Consider the following 18,938-nt stretch of genomic DNA (forward strand, 5'->3'; position numbering starts at 1 on the left):
CTTTGCGTCGGGCCGCGGGGATTTGCGGCGTTTAAACAGGGCGAATACTCTCTTCATCAAGCTCGGCGTCGAAGAAACGGCGCAGAGTTTGAATATTGTTATCCGCAATAATCGACTGGCGCGCCTGCGCCAGCTTCTCTTCATATATGGCTTGTCGCCACTCCAGAGGCGTTTTGACCGCCAGATTATCATCTTCTAGCACGGTGAGTTCAACCGGCGTCTGATGGAGTGTCGATAGTGCTTCCGTCAGCACTTTTTGTGCCGAAGGGGAATTCAAGTGGCGCTGCGAAGAGCGCAGATGCAGGGTGATTTTCCCGGCTTCAACCTTTTCACACCACGCGTTCAGGGCCAGTTGCTGAACCAGTTTTGGCATCACCATCTGGTTGATTTCAGCCGCCCAGCCGTCGCGCTCAGTGGCTTCGACCGCCAGACGCGCGGCCATTTCCGGCGACTTCTCATGCTCCAGCGCGGTGCGCAGCGCCTTGGGCGTCGCCACCGGCTCGGGTGCCTCTTCCGGCTCGTTCAGGGCTTTCCAGCGATAAGCTTCTTCTTTTACGGGCTGCTCAGGTTCTTTCTCTTTTCTGGCGCTGGCCTGCGTTTGCACACGCTCAGTCACCGAAGCTAAACGCTCCAGGGCTGAGTTTGCCGGCCGCGCTTTTCCTGGCGCTGCCGGCTCAGCTTTTTTTGGGGTGGTATTCCCCTGCTGCCTGAGTAGTTGTGTTCGGGCCTGTAACAGTTGCGCCGTGGTATCTGAGATACCTGGCTGCGGCGCGCCTTGCGGCGGCGGTGTTTCTTGCTGAGAAGTTCTGCTTTGCGGCTGGGCTTCTGGCGCAGCAGAAGGCGCTGGCACAGTGGCTGCTGGGGCTACCGACGGCTGGACTACAGGTTCAGCAATCACCACTTTTGGGTGGAAAGCCAAGGCGCGCAGCAGGGTCATCTCGACGCCCATGCGCTTGTCCGGCGCGTAGGCCAGTTCTTTGCGGCCAATCAGCAACGTTTGGTAATAAAGCTGCACATCGGCAGGCGGGATAACCCGCGCCAGCTCGCGCAGGCGTTGCTCAATGGCGGCGTAATGGTTGTCGAGCACCGTGGGTAACAGCTGTACCATAGCGATGCGATGCAGCAACGCCAGCGTTTCCACCAGCAGGTTTTCCCAGTCAACGCCGCGAGAAGCAGCATGCTCCACCTGCGCCATCATCTGCGCGCCGTCGGCGCTCACCAGGGCTTCAAGCACGGCTAGCGGCTGCTCGTCATCCAGCGTCCCCAGCATCTGCGACACGGTTTCGGTGGTTACTGCGCCCTGCCCCATGGCGATAGCTTGGTCGGTCAGGCTCAGGCCGTCGCGCATACTGCCGTCGGCCGCGCGAGCCAGCAGTTGCAGAGCGCGCGGCTCGCTGCTGATCTGCTCGGCGGTCAGCACCACGTCGAGCTGCTTGCGAATTTGTTCGACATCCAGCGCCTTCAGGTGAAACTGCAGGCAGCGGGAGAGAATTGTCACCGGCAACTTCTGTGGATCAGTAGTAGCCAGCAAGAATTTGACGTGCGAAGGCGGCTCTTCCAGCGTTTTCAACAGCGCATTGAAGCTGTGACGCGAGAGCATGTGGACTTCGTCAATCAGGTAAACTTTGAAGCGACCGCGCGCTGGCGCATATTGCACGTTGTCCAGCAGTTCGCGGGTATCTTCTACTTTGGTACGGGACGCGGCGTCGATTTCAATCAGATCAACAAAACGGCCCTGTTCGATTTCACGGCAGTTATCACACACGCCGCACGGCGTAGAAGTAATACCGGTTTCACAGTTCAGCCCTTTCGCTAACAGGCGCGCAATGGTGGTCTTCCCCACACCGCGGGTGCCGGAAAACAGATAAGCGTGATGGATGCGTCCGAGCGACAGGCCGTTGGCCAGCGCGGTCAGCACATGTTCCTGTCCGACGACGTCGGCGAAAGTTTGAGGGCGCCACTTACGGGCCAGAACCTGATAGCTCATTAATACCGGAGAAGTCGAGTGGTCGGGAGGGTCATGCTATCACAGCCTCGCCTGGGCAGGCGAGGCTTGTGTCAATCAATGGCCTGGGAAGTCGACCAGGCTGTAGCAGTTGATATTCATCTTACTCAGGCGCTCTGCACCGCCGAGATCGAACAGATTAATGATGAATGCTGCGTCAGTCACTTCCCCCCCCAAACGGCGGATCAGCTTCACGGTGGCTTCGATGGTGCCGCCGGTTGCCAGCAGGTCATCGATAACCAGGATCTTCTCACCGACATTGATAGAGTCAGTGTGGATTTCCAGACTGTCAGTGCCGTATTCCAACTCATAGCTTTCGCTCAGGGTTTCGCGTGGCAATTTGCCCGGTTTACGCACAGGCACAAAACCCACACCCAGAGCCAAGGCCACCGGAGCACCAAACAAGAAACCACGCGCTTCGGTACCCACCACTTTGGTGACGCCGGAGTCACGATAACGGTCGGCCAGCAGTTGAATGCTGGCGGCATAGGCTGCCGGGTCTTCCAGCAGGCTGGTGACGTCGCGGAACAGAATGCCCGGTTTCGGGTAGTCTTGAATGGATTTAATGCTGTTTTTGATAAACTCTAGCTGCTGTGCGGTAGCTGTCATAATAAGTGCCTGATAAAACTGCTGTTCATACTTAAACGCGAACCAGTAAATGGCTCATGCCTTACAAAAGTGTTTGGCTGTTTAAGGAAGGAAATTGGCGCGCATGAGGGTGCGCGAGATGCCCAAATCTATGCAAAGCCGCTTTAAAAAGCAACCCGCAGCCGGACATGATCACCTTTTTTGTTGCTTTAGGTCAACCACTGGTAAGCGCCACATCATGATAAGCAGCCCGAACATGATACAAAGCAGTAAAACGCGCACCCACCACAGCGGGACAAAATAGAGAGAAATGGCAAACGTAATGAGGATCACCAGCACGGCTTTGCCTTTTGCGCCGGGTGGCAAGGCGCGATGTTCCTGCCAGTGGCGCAGGTAACTGCCAAACCACGAGCGATATAGCAGCCAGTAGTGAAAACGCGGCGACGAGCGAGCAAAGCACCATGCCGCCAGCAGCAGAAACGGCGTGGTAGGTAATAAAGGCAGCACTACGCCCAGCGTCGCCAGCACCACGCATACCCACCCCAGAATGATCAACAAAACACGTTTCATACAATCCCTGTCGACTTGTCTATGTTATCGATGTCGCTATGTCATCAGTGTAAACAACTGCCCAGCCGCTGCCAAACACCGCATGCCTTGTATCTGGTGAGCTTCAGGGTAAGCTAATCAGGTCCAACGCGGAGAACCCCAGTGAGCACTGAACAAATATTGCACGCCCTGAGCCAACAAATAGAGGCGCTCGCGCAAGAAATTGAACCTGTCGGCCACGTTTCGGCCCAGCAGGCGCGTTTCGACGTGACGCTGTTTGCCACCAAAGGCACCCGACTGCGCGACTATCTGGCTGAAGTGCGGGTCAATCTTGGCCAGCTGCATCAGGTGGTGGCGGAGAAGCGTCAGGCGCAGGTGGCTTTTGTCGCCGAGCGGCTGATTTCCCAAATTACAGCCTTGCAGCGCGAACTGGCAACTCAGGGTCTGCGCAAGACTCACCAAACGCCAGAGCGTAAAAGCCACGACAACTACACCCGGCTGGCAGAAACCCAGCAGTTTGAGCGCCGTTTAATCGCCATGATTGAAGACCGAGAGAGCACCCTTGGGCAGCTTGCCACTTTCAGCGACCAGCAAAGAGTGCAGAAGGAACTGGCCGCGCTGGAAGGTCGATTGATGAGATGCAGGCAGGCGTTAGCCAAAATCGAGCGGCAAATTGAAAGGCAGGAAAAAGGTTTTTGAATGTTTATCACATTTTTTGAAAACTGCAGGCAGGCGGAGACATTTATTATCTATAATCAGTTTCCATGCCTGAGTGATTAAATATCCTAAAAGGTCCTGGCTGCTGCTTAACTGAGCCACTCCTTACCTGCTTCAGGCTGACTTCGGATCCGTTGAAAACTGTCATTTGAACAAAAACGGATCTTTATTTACATCGCACACTACACTGAACGTTGGCTCCCATGTCTGTCGAAAATGCGCCACCCGAGCTACAACTCGCTGTTGATTTGATCTACTTACTTGAGTGCAATGAAATTGCACCTGAAACCGCGCTCGCCGCGCTTGAGATCGTCAAACGCGATTATCAGGAAAAGCTTAAAGGCAGCTTGAATACGCTGTCTGTGAGTTATTTGTAATTTCGGTCAGAGACTGACTGGAAGAAACAGGGAATGTCTTCAGCACATTCCCTGTAAAAACAGGACTTACACCGCCTCTGGCGGCAAAGGTTCCCCCGGCTGACGCAGTTCCCGCTTCACTTCCTGCACCTCTTCTCCCCCGTTTTTATCGTGTAGATACACTTCCAACTGGTTGAAGGCGATGTTGATATCGTTTTCGCGGCACAGCCTGTCGATGGTGCGATTGAGTTCGTCCACCGTGTGGCTGCGATCCCCTAGTTCACGCACATAAACCCGTAATTCGTGATCTAAGGTGCTGGCACCAAAGTTAAGGAAATAGACAAGCGGCGCCGGATCGCTCATGACGCGTGAGCTTTCATGGGCGGCTTGCAGCAGGATCTCTTTCACTTTATCCAGATCCGAGCCATAGGCCACGCCGACTTTAATGATGATGCGCGTGACGGTGTCGGACAGCGACCAGTTGATCAGCCTTTCGGTCACAAAGGCTTTGTTCGGGATGATCACTTCTTTGCGGTCAAAGTCGATAATAGTGGTGGCGCGAATACGAATTCGGCTCACCGTGCCCGAGAAAGTGCCAATGGTTACCGTGTCGCCGATACGCACCGGGCGTTCGAACAGGATGATCAAACCTGAAACGAAGTTGGCAAAAATCTCTTGTAAACCAAAGCCTAAGCCCACTGACAGCGCCGCGACTAGCCACTGGAGTTTATCCCAAGAGACGCCAAGCGAGCCGAGCGCCGTCACCGTACCGATCACCGTAATCGAGTAAGTCATGATGGTGGTGATGGCGTAGGAGGTGCCCTGCCGCAGCTGTAGCCGCGACAGCACCACCACTTCCAGCAGGCCCGGCAGGTTGCGAGTCAGCACATAGGCCACAATCACCGCCACAAAGGCCAGCAACAGATTGCCGAGAGTGACCGTCTGCTGCACCACGCTGCCCGCGACATTACTGGAGTAGTGCCACAGCGAAATGCTGTCGAGATAGGAGATAACGGTGAGTAAATCGGACCAAATCCAGTAGAACACGCTGGCGAAAATAAAGAACAGCACCATGGTGGTCAAACGCAGCGACTGCTGGTTAATTTGGTCTAAACCCAGCGGCGCCTCCTCCACCGGCTCACTCCCTTCCGCCCCCTCTTTGGCATTAATGCTTTGACGGCGCGCCAGCGCACGGCGATAAGCCAGACGGCGCGCCGCGACGCTCAAACCACGCAGCGCGCTGAGATAGGTAATATTCCACAAAATCAGTAAATAGAAGCTGTCTATCCAGCGCCCGGCTAGGCGCAGCGTAGTATAGAAGTAGCCCGCGACCATCAGCCCGACCAGCAACAGCGGCGCAATCGCAATAGCCGCCACAATCACCAGCCGCACGCTGTGGGTGTTCTTCTCCCGCCAGCTGTCGCGGAAAATTGGGAACACCAGCACGGCCAGCGCGATTAAGGTCAAGAGGATCACCACCTGACCAATGATGTCATCCACCAGCCCCAGCGGCGCTTTCTCGCCGCGCACCGACCAGAAGATCAGCGGCAGCATAACCAGCGCCAGCCGCACCACCGAGCGCCGGTAATGGGCACATTGGGTTGCCGAGGTGTTAAAATGGCGTTCGCTGACGCCATTGGGTTTTAGCAGGCGGAAGCAGAAGCCCATCACCAGTATGAAGACCGCCAGACGCTGGGACAGCGCCCAGAGGAAATCGCTGAGTTCGATATCGCACTGCGAGAACCAATAGCCGATGCCGAGGGTCAGCAACACGCCCGGCAGAGTGCTCAGCATGATGATCATCAGGGCGCGCGGCGTGTGCAGCTGGGTGTCGCGCTTGAGCTGGCCGACGTCGCTATTGAGCTTGTCGAGATGCCTTTGCAACGCGCGGCGACGCAGCAACAGCACCAGAATCACCACCAGCAGCGGCACGTTGACCGGCAGCGAATGTAACCCTCCCATCATCAGCTCGCCCAGCGGCATCTTGATTCGCAACTCGCTAAGTTGGCTTTTGACCTCGCTCGGCAGGGTTTTGATGAAGTCCCAGTTCATCGGCTTGTTACTGCTCACCCAGAAGATCTGTTGGGTCAGCGTCTGGGTTAAGGACTCATTGATACTCAGTAACTGCTGCTGGTTAATTTGCAGATTGATCGCCAGCGAGAGCTGATTTCCCAACTGCTTATTCAACTGGTCCAGCAGCTCGCGGCGCATGTCGACAATCTGATCCAGCGCGTCGCTAATGTCGTCGTTAATCTTCTCTTTGCTGCTGTCCACCACGCCCTGAATGTAGCTATCGCCCTGAAATAACGCGTCGCGCTGCTGGTTGATGGTGAACTGCTCGAGGCGCAAATCGGCAATCTTGGCGCTCATGTCGGTCATCAGGCCAGTCGGCGGAATGGTATTTTGCTGCTGCTGATAAAGAATGCGCGACAGCAGCAGGCTGCCCTTCAGCACGCTGATCTGCTCTTTCAGATCGTGCTCGGCCTGCGAAGAGCGATCGAGCCAGTTTTTGACCGTAATGTTCTTTTGAACCAGCTGGTTACCCTCTTCGGTGGCGGCAATCAGTCGCTGGCTCAGGGTGCGGTTAATCCCCAACTCTTGGGCCACCAGCGGGTCATTTTGAATATTGGAGGTGTCATCCGGCGTTTGCGCCTCTTTGGCGGTGCGCTCGGAAAGGGTCAGGCGTTTGCCATTCACCACCTCTTGCAGCATTTGCGCCACGCGCTCCAGCTGGCCGATGTGCGCATTGGTGAAATCGCGCTGCTTTTGCAGTAAATCTTGCAGCGTGGTGTTGGCTTCCAGACTTTTGCGCTGGTAATCAATCTGCGCGTTGAGCAAGGCTTGCTCTGTCACCAACATGGTCTGCTGGGTGGCGCGCAGATCCTGCTGCCCCGGCGCCATGCCGTTTAGCTGGTTACGCACTTTCTGGATAGCCAGCGAGTAGTTGTACATCGCGCCCTGCACCCGCTCGGGCTGGGTTTGCAATGAGATAAGCTGGGTGTTGAAAGTGGACAAATCCTCCTGCGAGGATTGCAGATCGTCGAGCGTATCATTCAGGCGATTTTCTAACTGGCGCAGAGAGAGTGTCGCCAGCGACTCTTTGGTCACACCGTCGTTATTCCCGTTTTTCAGCTTATCCAGGCCATCTGCCGCGTTGCGCAATTTGACCGGGGCATCAGCCACCTGTTGGCGCAGCTGCGCCGTATCCTGCTTCACGCGCTCGAGGGCGTCTAAATACTCGAGGGTGTGGACTAAATCCTGCTGTGAAAGTTTCTCGACCGGCGTCAGGCTTTTTTGCTTATTCAGCGCATCAAATTGGTTCTGCACTTCAGAACGAGTAGGCAGATCATTATTAACTGCCGCATTAGCGCATGTAATAAAGGAAAGCGCCAACGACACCAATAATGTCAAAGTCAGGCCACGCAAAAAAGTCAGCGGAAATAGATAATATGAAGACGAGTATGGCAACGCGGAGGATCGCTTAAACATGGATGCACATTGTGTCGAGAAAGAGAGGTTGATATTAACACTACACTAACAGGTGACACAGAGTTATGAAGTCGGAAAAGCGTGTCAGAATACGTCACAAAATGACAAAAAACTCACAGAAGGAAAGAGACGGATTAAGGCGCGTTTTTTGGCAGGAGCAGGCTCGGGCAGAACCTTAGCATTTCAATATAGGTATCAATCAGTTGGGCCGCCTGCCCTTCTAAATCAAAGCTTTCAGGGACGAACAGCCAGTTCTCCATTAATCCAGTGATATAAGCGCGAAGAATAATAGCCGCCTGACGCGGGTGTAAATTCTTCGGTAATTCCTCGGCATCAATGCATTTCTGAAGAATACGTTCTATCTTGCCGTAGCCTTCAAGATATAGCGCCTTGCGCGCTTCATGAACTGACGTCATCTCCCCAACAAATTCACATTTGTGAAATATTATCTCCATCAAAGCCCTACGACGGGGATTGTTTACTGTGGCACGTAAGAAATAAATCAGTATCTCGCGCAAAACCCGCAGTGGATTATTGGGAAACTTTGTCTGATACTCTAATTCGAGTAAGTGCATCTGGGACTCACACTCTTCCCAGACCCCATTAAACAATTCAACCTTATTCTTGAAATGCCAGTAGATTGCGCCCCTAGTGACGCCGGCGGCATTGGCAATATCAGTCAGCGAAGTTGAGGCAACGCCACGGGCAGAGAACTCCTGAACAGCAGCATCTAAAATCTGTTGTCGAGTCTCAAGGGCCTGTAATTTGGTTTTTCGTGCCATGGCGTCAGCTTTTGGGGGCGTTTGATTTACATACATTCGGGAATGTATGTAACATAGCACGCACATATTAAAAGCGCAGCAATGGGTTTTAAAGCTTGTGATCCATTGGACAAATTGAAATCGGACACTTGAGGTTTATTTATGAACAGAAACAGAGGGTTAACGCCTCTGGCGGTAGTTCTGATGCTTTCCGGAAGCTTAGCACTTACAGGATGTAATGATAAAGAAGCTCAACAAGGCGCGCCAAAAGCTCCAGAAGTCGGTGTCGTAACACTGAAAACTGAAGCCATGAATGTGACCACCGAGCTTCCTGGTCGTACAGCCTCCTTCCGCATTGCAGAAGTTCGTCCCCAAGTCACCGGCATTATCCTGAAGCGCAACTTCGTGGAAGGCAGTGACATTAAAGCTGGCATGTCCTTGTATCAAATTGATCCTGCGACTTATCAGGCTGCTTACGACAGTGCGAAAGGCGATTTAGTTAAAGCTCAAGCTAGTGCTCAAGTTGCTCGCGTTACGGTTAATCGTTATAAGCCACTGTTAGGCACCAACTACGTCAGTAAACAAGATTACGACACCGCTTTCTCTAACGCAGCACAGGCCGATGCGGCAGTAGTTGCAGCGAAAGCCGCCGTTGAATCTGCGCGTATCAATCTTGCTTACACCAAAGTTACCTCCCCGATTTCAGGTCGTATTGGTAAATCTGCTGTAACCGAAGGCGCTCTGGTGACCAACGGCCAGGCTGATGCATTGGCGACGGTGCAACAGCTCGACCCTATCTATGTCGACGTAACCCAATCGAGCAATGACTTCCTGCGTCTGAAACAGGAACTGGCCGACGGCTCTCTGAAGCAAGCTAATGGCAAAGCGCAAGTTAAGCTGCTGTTAGATAACGGTAGTGAATATAAGCAAGCGGGTACATTGGAATTCTCTGATGTTACCGTTGATGAAACCACCGGTTCCATTACCTTACGTGCCGTGTTCCCGAACCCAGATGACGCATTGCTGCCTGGTATGTTCGTTCGCGCCCGTCTGGATGAAGGTGTTAACAACAACGCATTATTGGTTCCACAGCAAGGGATCACCCGTAACCCACGTGGTGACGCCACTGCCATGGTGGTGGGTGCAGACAACAAAGTTGAGCTGCGCACTGTTACCACGACGCAAGCGATCGGCGACAAATGGGTTGTAACCGATGGCCTGAAATCTGGTGACAAAGTTATCGTGACCGGACTACAGAAAATCAAACCAGGCGTGCAGGTTAATGCGCAGGAAGTCGATCAAAACGCAGACGCTAAGAAACAGGCTGCATCTGATACAGCGCCGAAGTCTTAATAGGAGCCGGTAATTCATGGCTAAGTTTTTTATAGATCGCCCGATATTTGCGTGGGTTATCGCCATCATCATCATGTTGGCGGGGGGATTAGCAATAATCTCGCTACCTATCGCGCAGTATCCAACCGTTGCGCCGCCAGCGATACAGTTGACGGCTACTTATCCAGGTGCTGACGCACAAACGGTTCAGGACACCGTCACTCAGGTTATCGAACAAAACATGAACGGTATCGACAACATGATGTACATGTCGTCGACCAGTGATTCATCAGGTACGGTTCAGATAACCCTGACCTTTGCTTCCGGTACTGACGCAGATATTGCCCAGGTACAGGTGCAGAACAAACTGCAGCTAGCAACGCCGTTGCTGCCGCAAGAAGTTCAGCAGCAAGGTATTTCGGTAGAAAAATCCAGTAGCAGCTTCTTAATGGTTGCGGGCTTTATCTCCACTGACGGCACCATGTCTCAGGATGATATCGCCGACTACGTGGGTTCAAACATTAAAGATCCTATCAGCCGTACTGCAGGTGTTGGTGACGTTCAGCTGTTTGGTGCTCAGTACGCGATGCGTATCTGGATGGACCCGAATAAGCTCAACAACTTCCAGCTCACGCCGGTTGATGTTATCAACGCGATTAAAGTTCAGAACAACCAGATTGCAGCGGGCCAGTTGGGTGGTACACCACCAGTTCCAGGCCAGCAGCTTAACTCATCAATCGTTGCTCAGACCCGTCTGAAGTCTGCGGATGAGTTCGGCAAAATCATTCTGAAAGTGAATCCAGATGGCTCTCAGGTTCGCCTGAAAGACGTGGCTAAAATCCAGCTGGGTGGTGAAAACTACGACGTGGTTGCGCGCTTTAACGGCCAACCGGCAGCAGGTCTGGGGATTAAACTGGCAACAGGCGCTAACGCCCTGGATACCGCGGCCTCAGTAAAAGCTACGCTTGGAAAACTGCAATCGTTCTTCCCTGCTGGCTTGAAAGTGGTTTATCCATACGACACCACGCCATTTGTTAAGATTTCGATTCAAGAAGTAGGGAAAACCCTGTTAGAAGCCATCATATTGGTCTTCTTGGTAATGTACCTGTTCCTGCAAAACTTCCGCGCAACGCTTATCCCAACGATTGCCGTGCCGGTCGTGTTGTTAGGTACTTTTGCGATTTTGTCCGCGTTTGGTTATTCGATAAACACCCTAACGATGTTCGGTATGGTGCTTGCGATAGGGCTATTGGTGGATGACGCCATCGTGGTGGTAGAAAACGTCGAGCGCGTCATGGTGGAAGAGGGCCTGCCGCCGAAAGAAGCCACCAAACGATCGATGGAGCAGATTCAGGGTGCACTGGTCGGTATTGCCATGGTTCTGTCAGCGGTATTCATCCCGATGGCGTTCTTCGGTGGTTCAACCGGCGTTATCTACCGTCAGTTCTCCATCACCATTGTTTCCGCGATGGTGCTGTCAGTACTGGTAGCAATGATCCTGACTCCGGCACTGTGTGCCACCATGCTGAAACCTATCGCCAAGGGTGACCACGGCGAGAAAAAAGGCTTCTTCGGCTGGTTTAACAAGAAATTCGACCAAAGTACGCATCACTATACCGACAGCGTAGGCAACATTCTGCGCAGCACCGGTCGTTACTTGATTCTGTATCTGCTGATCGTTGTGGGCATGGCATTCCTGTTTATCCGCCTGCCGACTTCGTTCTTACCAGAAGAAGACCAGGGTGTATTCCTGACCATGGCCCAGCTACCGGCGGGTGCCACCCAGGAACGTACGCAGAAGGTGTTGGATGAAGTCAGTAATTACTATCTGACTAAAGAGAAAGCCAACGTTGAATCGGTCTTTACCGTTAACGGCTTTGGTTTCGCAGGTCGTGGTCAGAACACCGGTATTGCGTTTATCAGTCTGAAAGACTGGGCCGATCGTAGCGGCGCTGAAAACAAAGTTCCGGCGATTGCGGCGCGTGCAATGGGTGCTTTCAGTCAAATCAAAGACGGTTTGGTGTTCGCGTTCAACCTGCCAGCTATCGTGGAATTGGGTACAGCCAGCGGCTTCGACTTCGAGTTGATTGACCAGGCTAACTTGGGTCACGACAAACTGACTCAGGCGCGTAACCAACTGCTCGGCATGGTCGCGCAACACCCTGACTTGCTGACGCAGGTTCGTCCTAACGGTCTGGAAGATACGCCACAGTTCAAAGTGGAAATCGACCAAGAGAAAGCGTCGGCGCTGGGCGTTTCACTGTCTGACATCAACACCACGCTGGGTGCGTCAATCGGCGGTAGTTACGTCAATGACTTCATCGACCGTGGCCGCGTGAAGAAAGTGTACGTGCAGGCGGAAAACAAATACCGCATGCTGCCATCAGACATTAACAACCTCTATGTTCGTGGTAGTTCAGGTCAGATGGTGCCGTTCTCAGCCTTCTCGAGCATGAAGTGGGAATACGGTTCGCCACGCCTTGAACGCTATAACGGTCTGCCATCGATGGAAATCCTTGGTCAGCCGGCACCGGGCAAGAGTAGTGGTGATGCCATGGCAATGATGGAATCTTTAGCATCGAAGCTGCCAAACGGTATCGGCTTTGACTGGACAGGCCTTTCTTATCAGGAACGTTTGTCAGGTAACCAGGCCCCTGCCCTGTATGCTATCTCGCTGATTGTGGTATTCCTCTGTCTGGCAGCGCTGTATGAAAGCTGGTCGATTCCATTCTCGGTCATGCTGGTTGTTCCGCTGGGCGTAGTCGGTGCGTTGATCGCAGCAACTATGCGTGGTCTGAGCAATGACGTTTACTTCCAGGTAGGTCTGTTGACCACCATCGGGCTGTCGGCGAAGAACGCCATCTTGATTGTGGAATTCGCCAAAGACTTGATGGACAAGGAAGGCAAAGGTCTGGTTGAGTCGACTCTCGAAGCGGTTCGTATGCGTTTGCGTCCGATTCTGATGACATCACTGGCATTTATCCTCGGTGTTATGCCACTGGTTATCAGTAGCGGTGCAGGTTCCGGTTCTCAGAATGCCGTAGGTACTGGCGTAATGGGCGGGATGATCACCGCAACGCTGTTGGCTATCTTCTTTGTTCCGGTCTTCTTCGTGGTGGTACGCCGCCGCTTTGGTAAGAAGAATGAGGATATCGAACATACTCACGCTGTAGAGCAGCAACCAAAACACTAATCCAGTGTGAAGCAAATTGAAAAGGCCGCGAATAGCGGCCTTTTTTTATTTCAAGACTTGAACCCACGCAGCAACTGGCGCATACTATTTGTTATAGTATAACATAACATTTGAGGTTATTATGAAGCCAGGTATCCATCCTGCCTATCGCACCGTGGTATTCCACGACACCAGCGCCGATGAATATTTCAAAGTGGGATCAACCATCAAGACCGATCGCACCATCGAACTGGAAGGCACCACCTTCCCTTACATCACAATTGAAGTCTCTTCTCAATCTCACCCGTACTACACAGGTAAGCAAAAGGACTTCTCCAAAGAAGGCAGCACCGCGCGCTTCAACCAGCGTTTTGGCAGCTTCCTTGGCAAAAAGAAGTAATAGGCTAGGAGTCAGTCATGCAGGTTTTAAGTTCACTTCGCTCTGCGAAAAACCGCCATCCAGACTGTCGCGTGGTGCGTCGCAAGGGCCGAGTTTATGTGATTTGCAAAACCAATCCGCGATTTAAAGCGGTACAAGGTAAGAAGAAAAAACGCTAAAAGGCGACGCTTTGCGCCAACACCTTAATAAAAAAGCCCCGCCGCTTGCCCGGACGGGGCTTTTTCTTTTTTACAGAAATGATGAATCCCTTTCCGCATCAACGGCGGAAAGGGTTAGTGCTTACTTCATGCTGGCGACGATAGTCTCAACATTATGTTTAAAGGCTTTCTCATAGGTGGTCGCCGGGCCTTTCGGACCAGACAACGCCTCTGGATACAGTTCGCCACCGGCCTGAGCCCCGGTCGCTGCAGCAATTTGCTTCACTAAGCGAGGATCAGTTTGGTTCTCGATAAAGTAGGTTTTCACCTTCTCTTCTTTGATCTGCTTAATCAGCGAGGCAACGCCGCTGGCGCTGGCTTCAGCTTCGGTTGAGAAGCCCACCGGCGCCATAAAGGTGACGTGATATTCACGGCCGAAATAGCCGAAAGCATCGTGGCTGGTCAGAACCTTACGCTTCTCTTGCGGGACATTGGCGAATTCGGATTTCGCCCACTCATCGAGCTTTTTCAGCTGTTCGATATAAGCGCCACCCCGTTTGCGGAAATAGTCTGCATCTTCAGGGTCCGCGGCAATCAAGGCGTTCATCACGTTGGTGGCATAAATCACGCCATTCGCCATGCTGTTCCAGGCGTGCGGGTCAGTGATCTCTTTACCATCATCAACCATCTGGCTGGATTTCACGCCTTCGGAGGCGGTCACCACTTTGCCTTTATAACCTGATGCGGAAACCAGACGGTCGATCCACCCTTCCAGACCCAAGCCGCTGACGAACACGACATCTGAGGCATTGATCTCTTTGCTGTCTTGCGGCGAAGGTTCGAAGCTGTGCGGGTCGCCATCCGGGCCAACCAGGCTATTCACTTTCACGTGATCGCCACCAACCTGGTGAACGATATCCCCCAAAATTGAAAAACTGGCCACGGCGGTGACGGTTTTCGCCATTGCCAGTGGGCTCGACAGCAGGGCAGCTACTGCCAGAGCAACAGGTAAACGTTTCATCATTTCTCCTTTCTTGTGGTACTGCTTAACGGCGCGAGGCGGTCAACATGCCGCCGCGCGTTCCAAATAAAACTGAAATAAAGAATATGGCACTGGCGCTAAGCACGATGGCCGGGCCAGCAGGCAGCGAGGCGTAATATGACCACTCAAGGCCAACAATGCTGCTGATCACCCCAATCACCATGGCGCTTAAAATGGTGTGTGGCAGGTCTCGCGCCCAGAAGCGCGCACTCGCCGCAGGCAACATCATCAGGCCGACGGACATCAGCGTGCCGAGGATTTGGAACCCCGCGACCAGATTAACCACCACCAGTGCCAAGAATATCCCGTGGATCGCCGCCAGCCATTTGCCTGCGCTAACGCGCAAGAACAGTGAGTCAAATGACTCAATCACCAGCGCGCGATACACCGCGGCCAGCACTAAGACGGATACGGAGGTGATAATACCGACCATGACGATCGACGGAGAATCAATGGCCAAAATCGAGCCAAACAGCACGTGTAGAAGATCGACACTTGAGCCGCGCAGGGAGACTAGCGTGACGCCCAAGGCGAGCGATCCCAAATAGAAACCGGCAAAGCTGGCATCTTCTTTTAACTGCGTTCGGCGGCTCACCAAGCCTGATAGCATGGCGACGGCCAAACCCGCGATAAAACCGCCGACGCCCATGGCGACCAGCGACATGCCGGAAATCAGATAGCCAATAGCCGCACCGGGCAAAACGGCGTGGGATAAGGCGTCGCCCACCAGACTCATCCGGCGCAGTAACAGAAAAACGCCGAGCGGCGTGGCGCTGATGGAGAGCGCCAAACAGGCAATCAGCGCGCGGCGCATAAAACCAAATTCAATAAAAGGATCGGCAATTAGGTGGAATAACATCATCAAGCAGTAATCCCAGCGGCAAGGGTAAAGGTGTCGTTGGAGACACAGGCGTGGGTCGGATTGGGGAAATGGCTCAGGACGTGATCGGTGGTCCCCCAAATATTACGCTGTGCGCTGAGGTATAAAACGTGCGGAAAATGGCGCGCAACCATGGAAATATCGTGCAGCACGGCAATCACCGTACGCCCTTCCTGGTGCCACTGGGCAATCACCTTCAACAGCAGCTCGGTGGTTTGGCTGTCGATGCCGGTGAAAGGCTCATCGAGCATGATCAGCGGGGCTTGTTGGATCAGCAATCGAGCGAATAAAGTGCGTTGCAGCTGGCCGCCAGACAACTCGCCAACCAGCAAGTGCGCCATGGATGTCATTCCCACGGTTTCCAGCGCCTGTTCCACCCGTTCGCCGGAGCGACGATTAATTCCGCCAAACAGGCCACTTTGCGGCCAGCAGCCCATCGCCACCAGATCAAACACGCTAATAGGGAATGCGCGATCCAGCTCTGCCTGCTGCGGTAAATAAGCCAAGCGCGGGCGGGAAGCAGGCTTGCCTGCCTCATTAAAAGATAAATTGCCGGAAATGGCGGGCTGAAGTCCCGCCAGCGTTTTGAGAAAGGTAGACTTCCCTGCGCCATTGGCACCGATCACGGCGGTGAGCGAACCTTCGCTAAAATTGCCCTCGATGGGCATCGCGACGGCGCGTCGGTCATAGCCGACTTTAAGTTGTGAGACAGAAATCATGGCAGCGAAATAGCCCAATAGATACCGCCCCACAATAGGGCCAGTAAAATGGCAGCAGCCCCACAACGGGTCACGGCGGAGAGTGTAAATAATGTCTTGTTCATCGATAAACCTCATGAATGTTACAATATAACATCACATGACGTTCAACTATTCAAGCCGTAAAGTTGTAATCTTTCGTGTCTTGCTAGCCATTAATAAGATTCAAATCTTCACTCTTTTTTTATTTATCTCTGGCTTAATTTTAACGTAAGGAAAAAGTAATTAAATATTAACCATTCATAAAAAACTGAAAAATCATATAGATAACTCTTCCTTGTTAGGCAAGAATTTTGCCATTGCGTGGGCAAATCTCGCCAAAACGTGCGATAATAGAGGAAGACTATTTCACGTGGGGAACGAGGTGAAAAAATTAATCCCTTATGAAATCGATGGGAACAAAGTTTCAACCGAGTATTTGCAAAAGATTATTGAACTCAATCTCTCACAAATAGAAACAGATTTAGTTGGGGATTTGAGTTATTACTCCGAAAATTCTCAATATACGCCTGACACTTTGAAGATTATCTCTATCACAGCTATCGGTAATGATCAGTATTCGATGAGTTATGGATTCAAATGGACTATCTTCAACGCCTGCCTTGACATTAACGCAGATGAGTTCACCACTGAGCGCGTGTCATTTAAAGTTAAAGGCCACGGGCTTGAATTTGATATTATTGATACTGAACGTTCGACTTCCGCTGAAGAACTGTAATTTTAAGTAATGCACTGGTGCATAATTGCCAAAATGAATTATATTTAAATCGTAATGTTTTGAATAAATCTTATCCCCAACATTTATTGAAGAAAGTGTTTATTATTGCTAAATCTCATCGATATTTTAGGTTTAGTTCATAGAGTTCTGTTGTAAGTGATGTACCCGGAAACCACCAAGTTTTGTTGTTTACTCACAGAGTGTTGTCAACACCGAATAAGCCATTACGGAGGGGATGATATGGATGAGTACTCGCCTAAGCGACACGATATAGCGCAGCTGCGGTTCCTGAATGAAAGTCTGTACGATGAAGGGATAGCTACGCTGGGGGATAGCCACCACGGTTGGGTCAACGACCCTACTTCCGCGGTAAACCTGCAACTTAATGAACTGATCGAGCACATCGCTTCGTTTGTGATGAGTTTTAAAATAAAATACCCGGATGATACCCCTCTGACCGATTTGGTTGAGGAGTACCTGGACGATACCTACACCCTCTTCAGTAATTACGGAATAAACGATTCTGACTTACGTCAATGGCAAAAGACCAAAAAACGATTATTCAGAATGTTCTCAGGTGAGTATGTCTGTACCCTGATGAAAACTTAAGTAATACTTTAACCAACACCAGCAGTAATTTAGATAAATAATGAAAAGGTCATGATGAACAAAATCGACTATTTGATGCGTTTGAGAAAATGCACCACTATTGACACTCTTGAACGCGTTATTGAGAAAAATAAGTACGAGCTTTCCGACGATGAACTGGAGTTGTTTTACTCTGCGGCCGACCATCGCTTGGCAGAATTAACAATGAATAAGCTTTACGACAAAGTTCCTGTCGCCGTCTGGAAATTCGTCCGGTAACGTTTCCATACATGACTTCATAGGGCCGTATTTAACCGCGGCCCTATGGTTATTATTCAGACAAAACATTCACTTCCTTTATCAGTTCCAATTATTGAAACTCTTTATTCCCTTTCTTAATCCTTTCTAAAAAAGCCTGTAATAGAAACTGAAAACACTGTTCTGTTTGCGCCGAACGCAAAGGGGCGGGTTTTCGCATCATCGCCACGGTTCGGCTTAAGGTCGGTTGCTGTAAATGGACCACCTTTAATTCTTCATCATTCAGCGTTGCGGTATATAACTCAGGCAAAATAGCCAGTGCCAGCCGCGATCGGACTAACCCATAGAGGGTTTCCTGAAAATCCACCCGGTAATTGATACTCAGGTTCAATTTATGGCTTTCCACCAGCGACGCCACCAATCGGCTGACATTGCCTTTTAGAAAAAGCGCTATCGGTCTTTTGGCCAACTGCCGCCACGGAAGATTGTGCGTTTCTGCTAATAGATCATCCTTGCGCATCACCACCACAAAAGGGTCTTCCAGCAGGGGATAGACCGTCAGGCTGTCCGGCACCGTGCTGTCAGTGGCACCGATACCAAAGTCCAGAGAACCGTTTTCAAGTTCCACCAGCAGGGCGTCATTGGTCAAATCGTGAAACTCAACGCGCATGGCCGGAAAATGTTCGGAAAGCAACTGCGGAACGGCGGGAAAGAGTAGCGTACTGACGGAAGGGACCAGCCCAATTCTCAACGTGCCGTCACCGCCCTGCTCCATAATCTGCTGCATATCGTCAAACGCGCTGTGAGCGGCGTTCAGCAAACGCTGGGCATGGGGCAAAATGGCAATGCCTTCCTCGGTGAGCGTCACCGCCTGCGCGGTTCGGTTTACCAGCTTCCCGCCTAAAACTGACTCAATTTGGCGCAGCGCGCTGCTCAACGCCGGCTGGCTGATAGCCAAGCGATTGGCTGTTTCGGTAAAACTGCGCAGCTGGGCCAGCGTGACAAAATATTGTATCTGTTTGAGGGATAAAGCAGGCAATCGACGCCAAGGTTCAGACATAGTTTCCCGTGTTCCAGTCAAAAGAAAGTAAACGTTTGCTCAGCATAACCCCATCTTATAACCCGATAAAATAAATCATCTGTCCAAAGCTCTTCACGCTGCCTACATTAGCGCAATGACTTGCCGAT

Annotated in this window: 18 protein-coding genes and 1 other annotated feature; of the genes, 9 read left to right on the plus strand and 9 right to left on the minus strand. The window is 51.9% G+C overall.

Translation table 11 applies throughout. The annotated features are described in order from the left end of the window. Positions 1-31: 31 nt before the first annotated feature. The 3 genes from dnaX to ACT3RT_RS04625 form a co-directional block, all read right to left on the minus strand. Positions 32-1,987, minus strand: coding sequence for a DNA polymerase III subunit gamma/tau (gene dnaX / locus ACT3RT_RS04615; RefSeq protein ID WP_496202571.1), 1,956 nt, complete (start codon positions 1,985-1,987; stop codon positions 32-34). Beyond that, positions 641-705: a sequence feature (DnaX frameshifting element), on the minus strand. Its footprint overlaps the gene before it by 65 nt. A 75-nt stretch (positions 1,988-2,062) precedes the next feature. Then, the gene (gene apt, locus ACT3RT_RS04620) at positions 2,063-2,614 is read right to left on the minus strand and encodes an adenine phosphoribosyltransferase (RefSeq protein ID WP_496202572.1); all 552 of its coding nucleotides are present in this window, start codon (positions 2,612-2,614) and stop codon (positions 2,063-2,065) included. 171 nt (positions 2,615-2,785) lie between these two features. Then, the gene (locus ACT3RT_RS04625; protein ID WP_353503044.1) at positions 2,786-3,163 is read right to left on the minus strand and encodes a DUF454 family protein; all 378 of its coding nucleotides are present in this window, start codon (positions 3,161-3,163) and stop codon (positions 2,786-2,788) included. A gap of 141 nt (positions 3,164-3,304) precedes the next feature. On the opposite strand from ACT3RT_RS04625, the gene priC reads away from it, so the two are divergent. Both priC and rsmS read left to right on the plus strand, forming a co-directional pair. Then, entirely contained in the window at positions 3,305-3,841 is a 537-nt protein-coding gene (gene priC, locus ACT3RT_RS04630; protein ID WP_353503045.1) for a primosomal replication protein PriC, read from the plus strand. Positions 3,842-4,062: 221 nt separating this feature from the next. Further along, positions 4,063-4,236 (plus strand): pleiotropic regulatory protein RsmS, encoded by a 174-nt coding sequence (gene rsmS, locus ACT3RT_RS04635; RefSeq protein ID WP_072009902.1) that lies wholly within the window; start codon positions 4,063-4,065, stop codon positions 4,234-4,236. A 66-nt stretch (positions 4,237-4,302) separates the two neighbouring features. On the opposite strand, the gene mscK is transcribed toward rsmS, so the two are convergent. Both mscK and acrR read right to left on the minus strand, forming a co-directional pair. Continuing rightward, positions 4,303-7,704 carry a mechanosensitive channel MscK gene (gene mscK, locus ACT3RT_RS04640; protein WP_353503046.1) on the minus strand — a complete coding sequence of 1,134 codons (3,402 nt, stop codon included), beginning with the start codon at positions 7,702-7,704 and terminating at the stop codon, positions 4,303-4,305. 134 nt (positions 7,705-7,838) lie between these two features. After that, entirely contained in the window at positions 7,839-8,486 is a 648-nt protein-coding gene (acrR, locus tag ACT3RT_RS04645; protein ID WP_496202573.1) for a multidrug efflux transporter transcriptional repressor AcrR, read from the minus strand. Positions 8,487-8,627: 141 nt separating this feature from the next. Here acrR and ACT3RT_RS04650 point away from each other — a divergent pair, with 141 nt between their 5' ends. From ACT3RT_RS04650 to ykgO, 4 genes are all read left to right on the plus strand, one after another. Beyond that, complete coding sequence (locus ACT3RT_RS04650) at positions 8,628-9,818, plus strand: efflux RND transporter periplasmic adaptor subunit (RefSeq protein WP_353503048.1); 1,191 nt, start codon at positions 8,628-8,630, stop codon at positions 9,816-9,818. A 16-nt stretch (positions 9,819-9,834) separates the two neighbouring features. Continuing rightward, a complete protein-coding gene (gene acrB, locus ACT3RT_RS04655) occupies positions 9,835-12,990 on the plus strand; it encodes a multidrug efflux RND transporter permease subunit AcrB (protein ID WP_353503049.1) in 3,156 nt (1,051 codons plus the stop codon). 121 nt (positions 12,991-13,111) lie between these two features. After that, positions 13,112-13,369: a type B 50S ribosomal protein L31 gene (locus ACT3RT_RS04660; protein WP_353503050.1), complete on the plus strand. Its 258-nt coding sequence runs from the start codon at positions 13,112-13,114 to the stop codon at positions 13,367-13,369. 17 nt (positions 13,370-13,386) lie between these two features. Then, positions 13,387-13,527: a type B 50S ribosomal protein L36 gene (ykgO, locus tag ACT3RT_RS04665; protein WP_072009903.1), complete on the plus strand. Its 141-nt coding sequence runs from the start codon at positions 13,387-13,389 to the stop codon at positions 13,525-13,527. A 121-nt stretch (positions 13,528-13,648) separates the two neighbouring features. Here ykgO and ACT3RT_RS04670 read toward each other — a convergent pair whose 3' ends face one another. Genes ACT3RT_RS04670 through ACT3RT_RS04680 form a run of 3 tightly spaced genes read right to left on the minus strand, consistent with a single transcriptional unit; the run spans position 13,649 to position 16,147 of the window. Continuing rightward, positions 13,649-14,527 carry a metal ABC transporter substrate-binding protein gene (locus ACT3RT_RS04670; RefSeq protein WP_353504015.1) on the minus strand — a complete coding sequence of 293 codons (879 nt, stop codon included), beginning with the start codon at positions 14,525-14,527 and terminating at the stop codon, positions 13,649-13,651. 25 nt (positions 14,528-14,552) lie between these two features. Further along, positions 14,553-15,410 carry a metal ABC transporter permease gene (locus tag ACT3RT_RS04675; protein WP_353503051.1) on the minus strand — a complete coding sequence of 286 codons (858 nt, stop codon included), beginning with the start codon at positions 15,408-15,410 and terminating at the stop codon, positions 14,553-14,555. After that, complete coding sequence (locus ACT3RT_RS04680) at positions 15,410-16,147, minus strand: metal ABC transporter ATP-binding protein (protein ID WP_485903584.1); 738 nt, start codon at positions 16,145-16,147, stop codon at positions 15,410-15,412. The genes ACT3RT_RS04675 and ACT3RT_RS04680 overlap by 1 nt, the downstream gene beginning before the upstream one ends. A gap of 403 nt (positions 16,148-16,550) precedes the next feature. Between ACT3RT_RS04680 and ACT3RT_RS04685 the strand changes: the two genes are divergently transcribed. The 3 genes from ACT3RT_RS04685 (at position 16,551) to ACT3RT_RS04695 (ending at position 17,771) form a co-directional block, all read left to right on the plus strand. Next, a complete protein-coding gene (locus tag ACT3RT_RS04685) occupies positions 16,551-16,904 on the plus strand; it encodes a hypothetical protein (RefSeq protein WP_485903583.1) in 354 nt (117 codons plus the stop codon). Between the two features lie 240 nt (positions 16,905-17,144). Beyond that, positions 17,145-17,513, plus strand: coding sequence for an Hha toxicity modulator TomB (tomB, locus tag ACT3RT_RS04690; protein WP_353503054.1), 369 nt, complete (start codon positions 17,145-17,147; stop codon positions 17,511-17,513). A gap of 54 nt (positions 17,514-17,567) precedes the next feature. Continuing rightward, a complete protein-coding gene (locus ACT3RT_RS04695) occupies positions 17,568-17,771 on the plus strand; it encodes an HHA domain-containing protein (protein ID WP_034792706.1) in 204 nt (67 codons plus the stop codon). 91 nt (positions 17,772-17,862) lie between these two features. On the opposite strand, the gene ACT3RT_RS04700 is transcribed toward ACT3RT_RS04695, so the two are convergent. Next, positions 17,863-18,810: a LysR family transcriptional regulator gene (locus ACT3RT_RS04700; RefSeq protein WP_496200599.1), complete on the minus strand. Its 948-nt coding sequence runs from the start codon at positions 18,808-18,810 to the stop codon at positions 17,863-17,865. Positions 18,811-18,938: the final 128 nt, after the last annotated feature.

It is taken from the genome of Ewingella sp. AOP9-I1-14 (assembly GCF_052375995.1).
GTDB classification, from domain to species: domain Bacteria; phylum Pseudomonadota; class Gammaproteobacteria; order Enterobacterales; family Enterobacteriaceae; genus Ewingella; species Ewingella allii.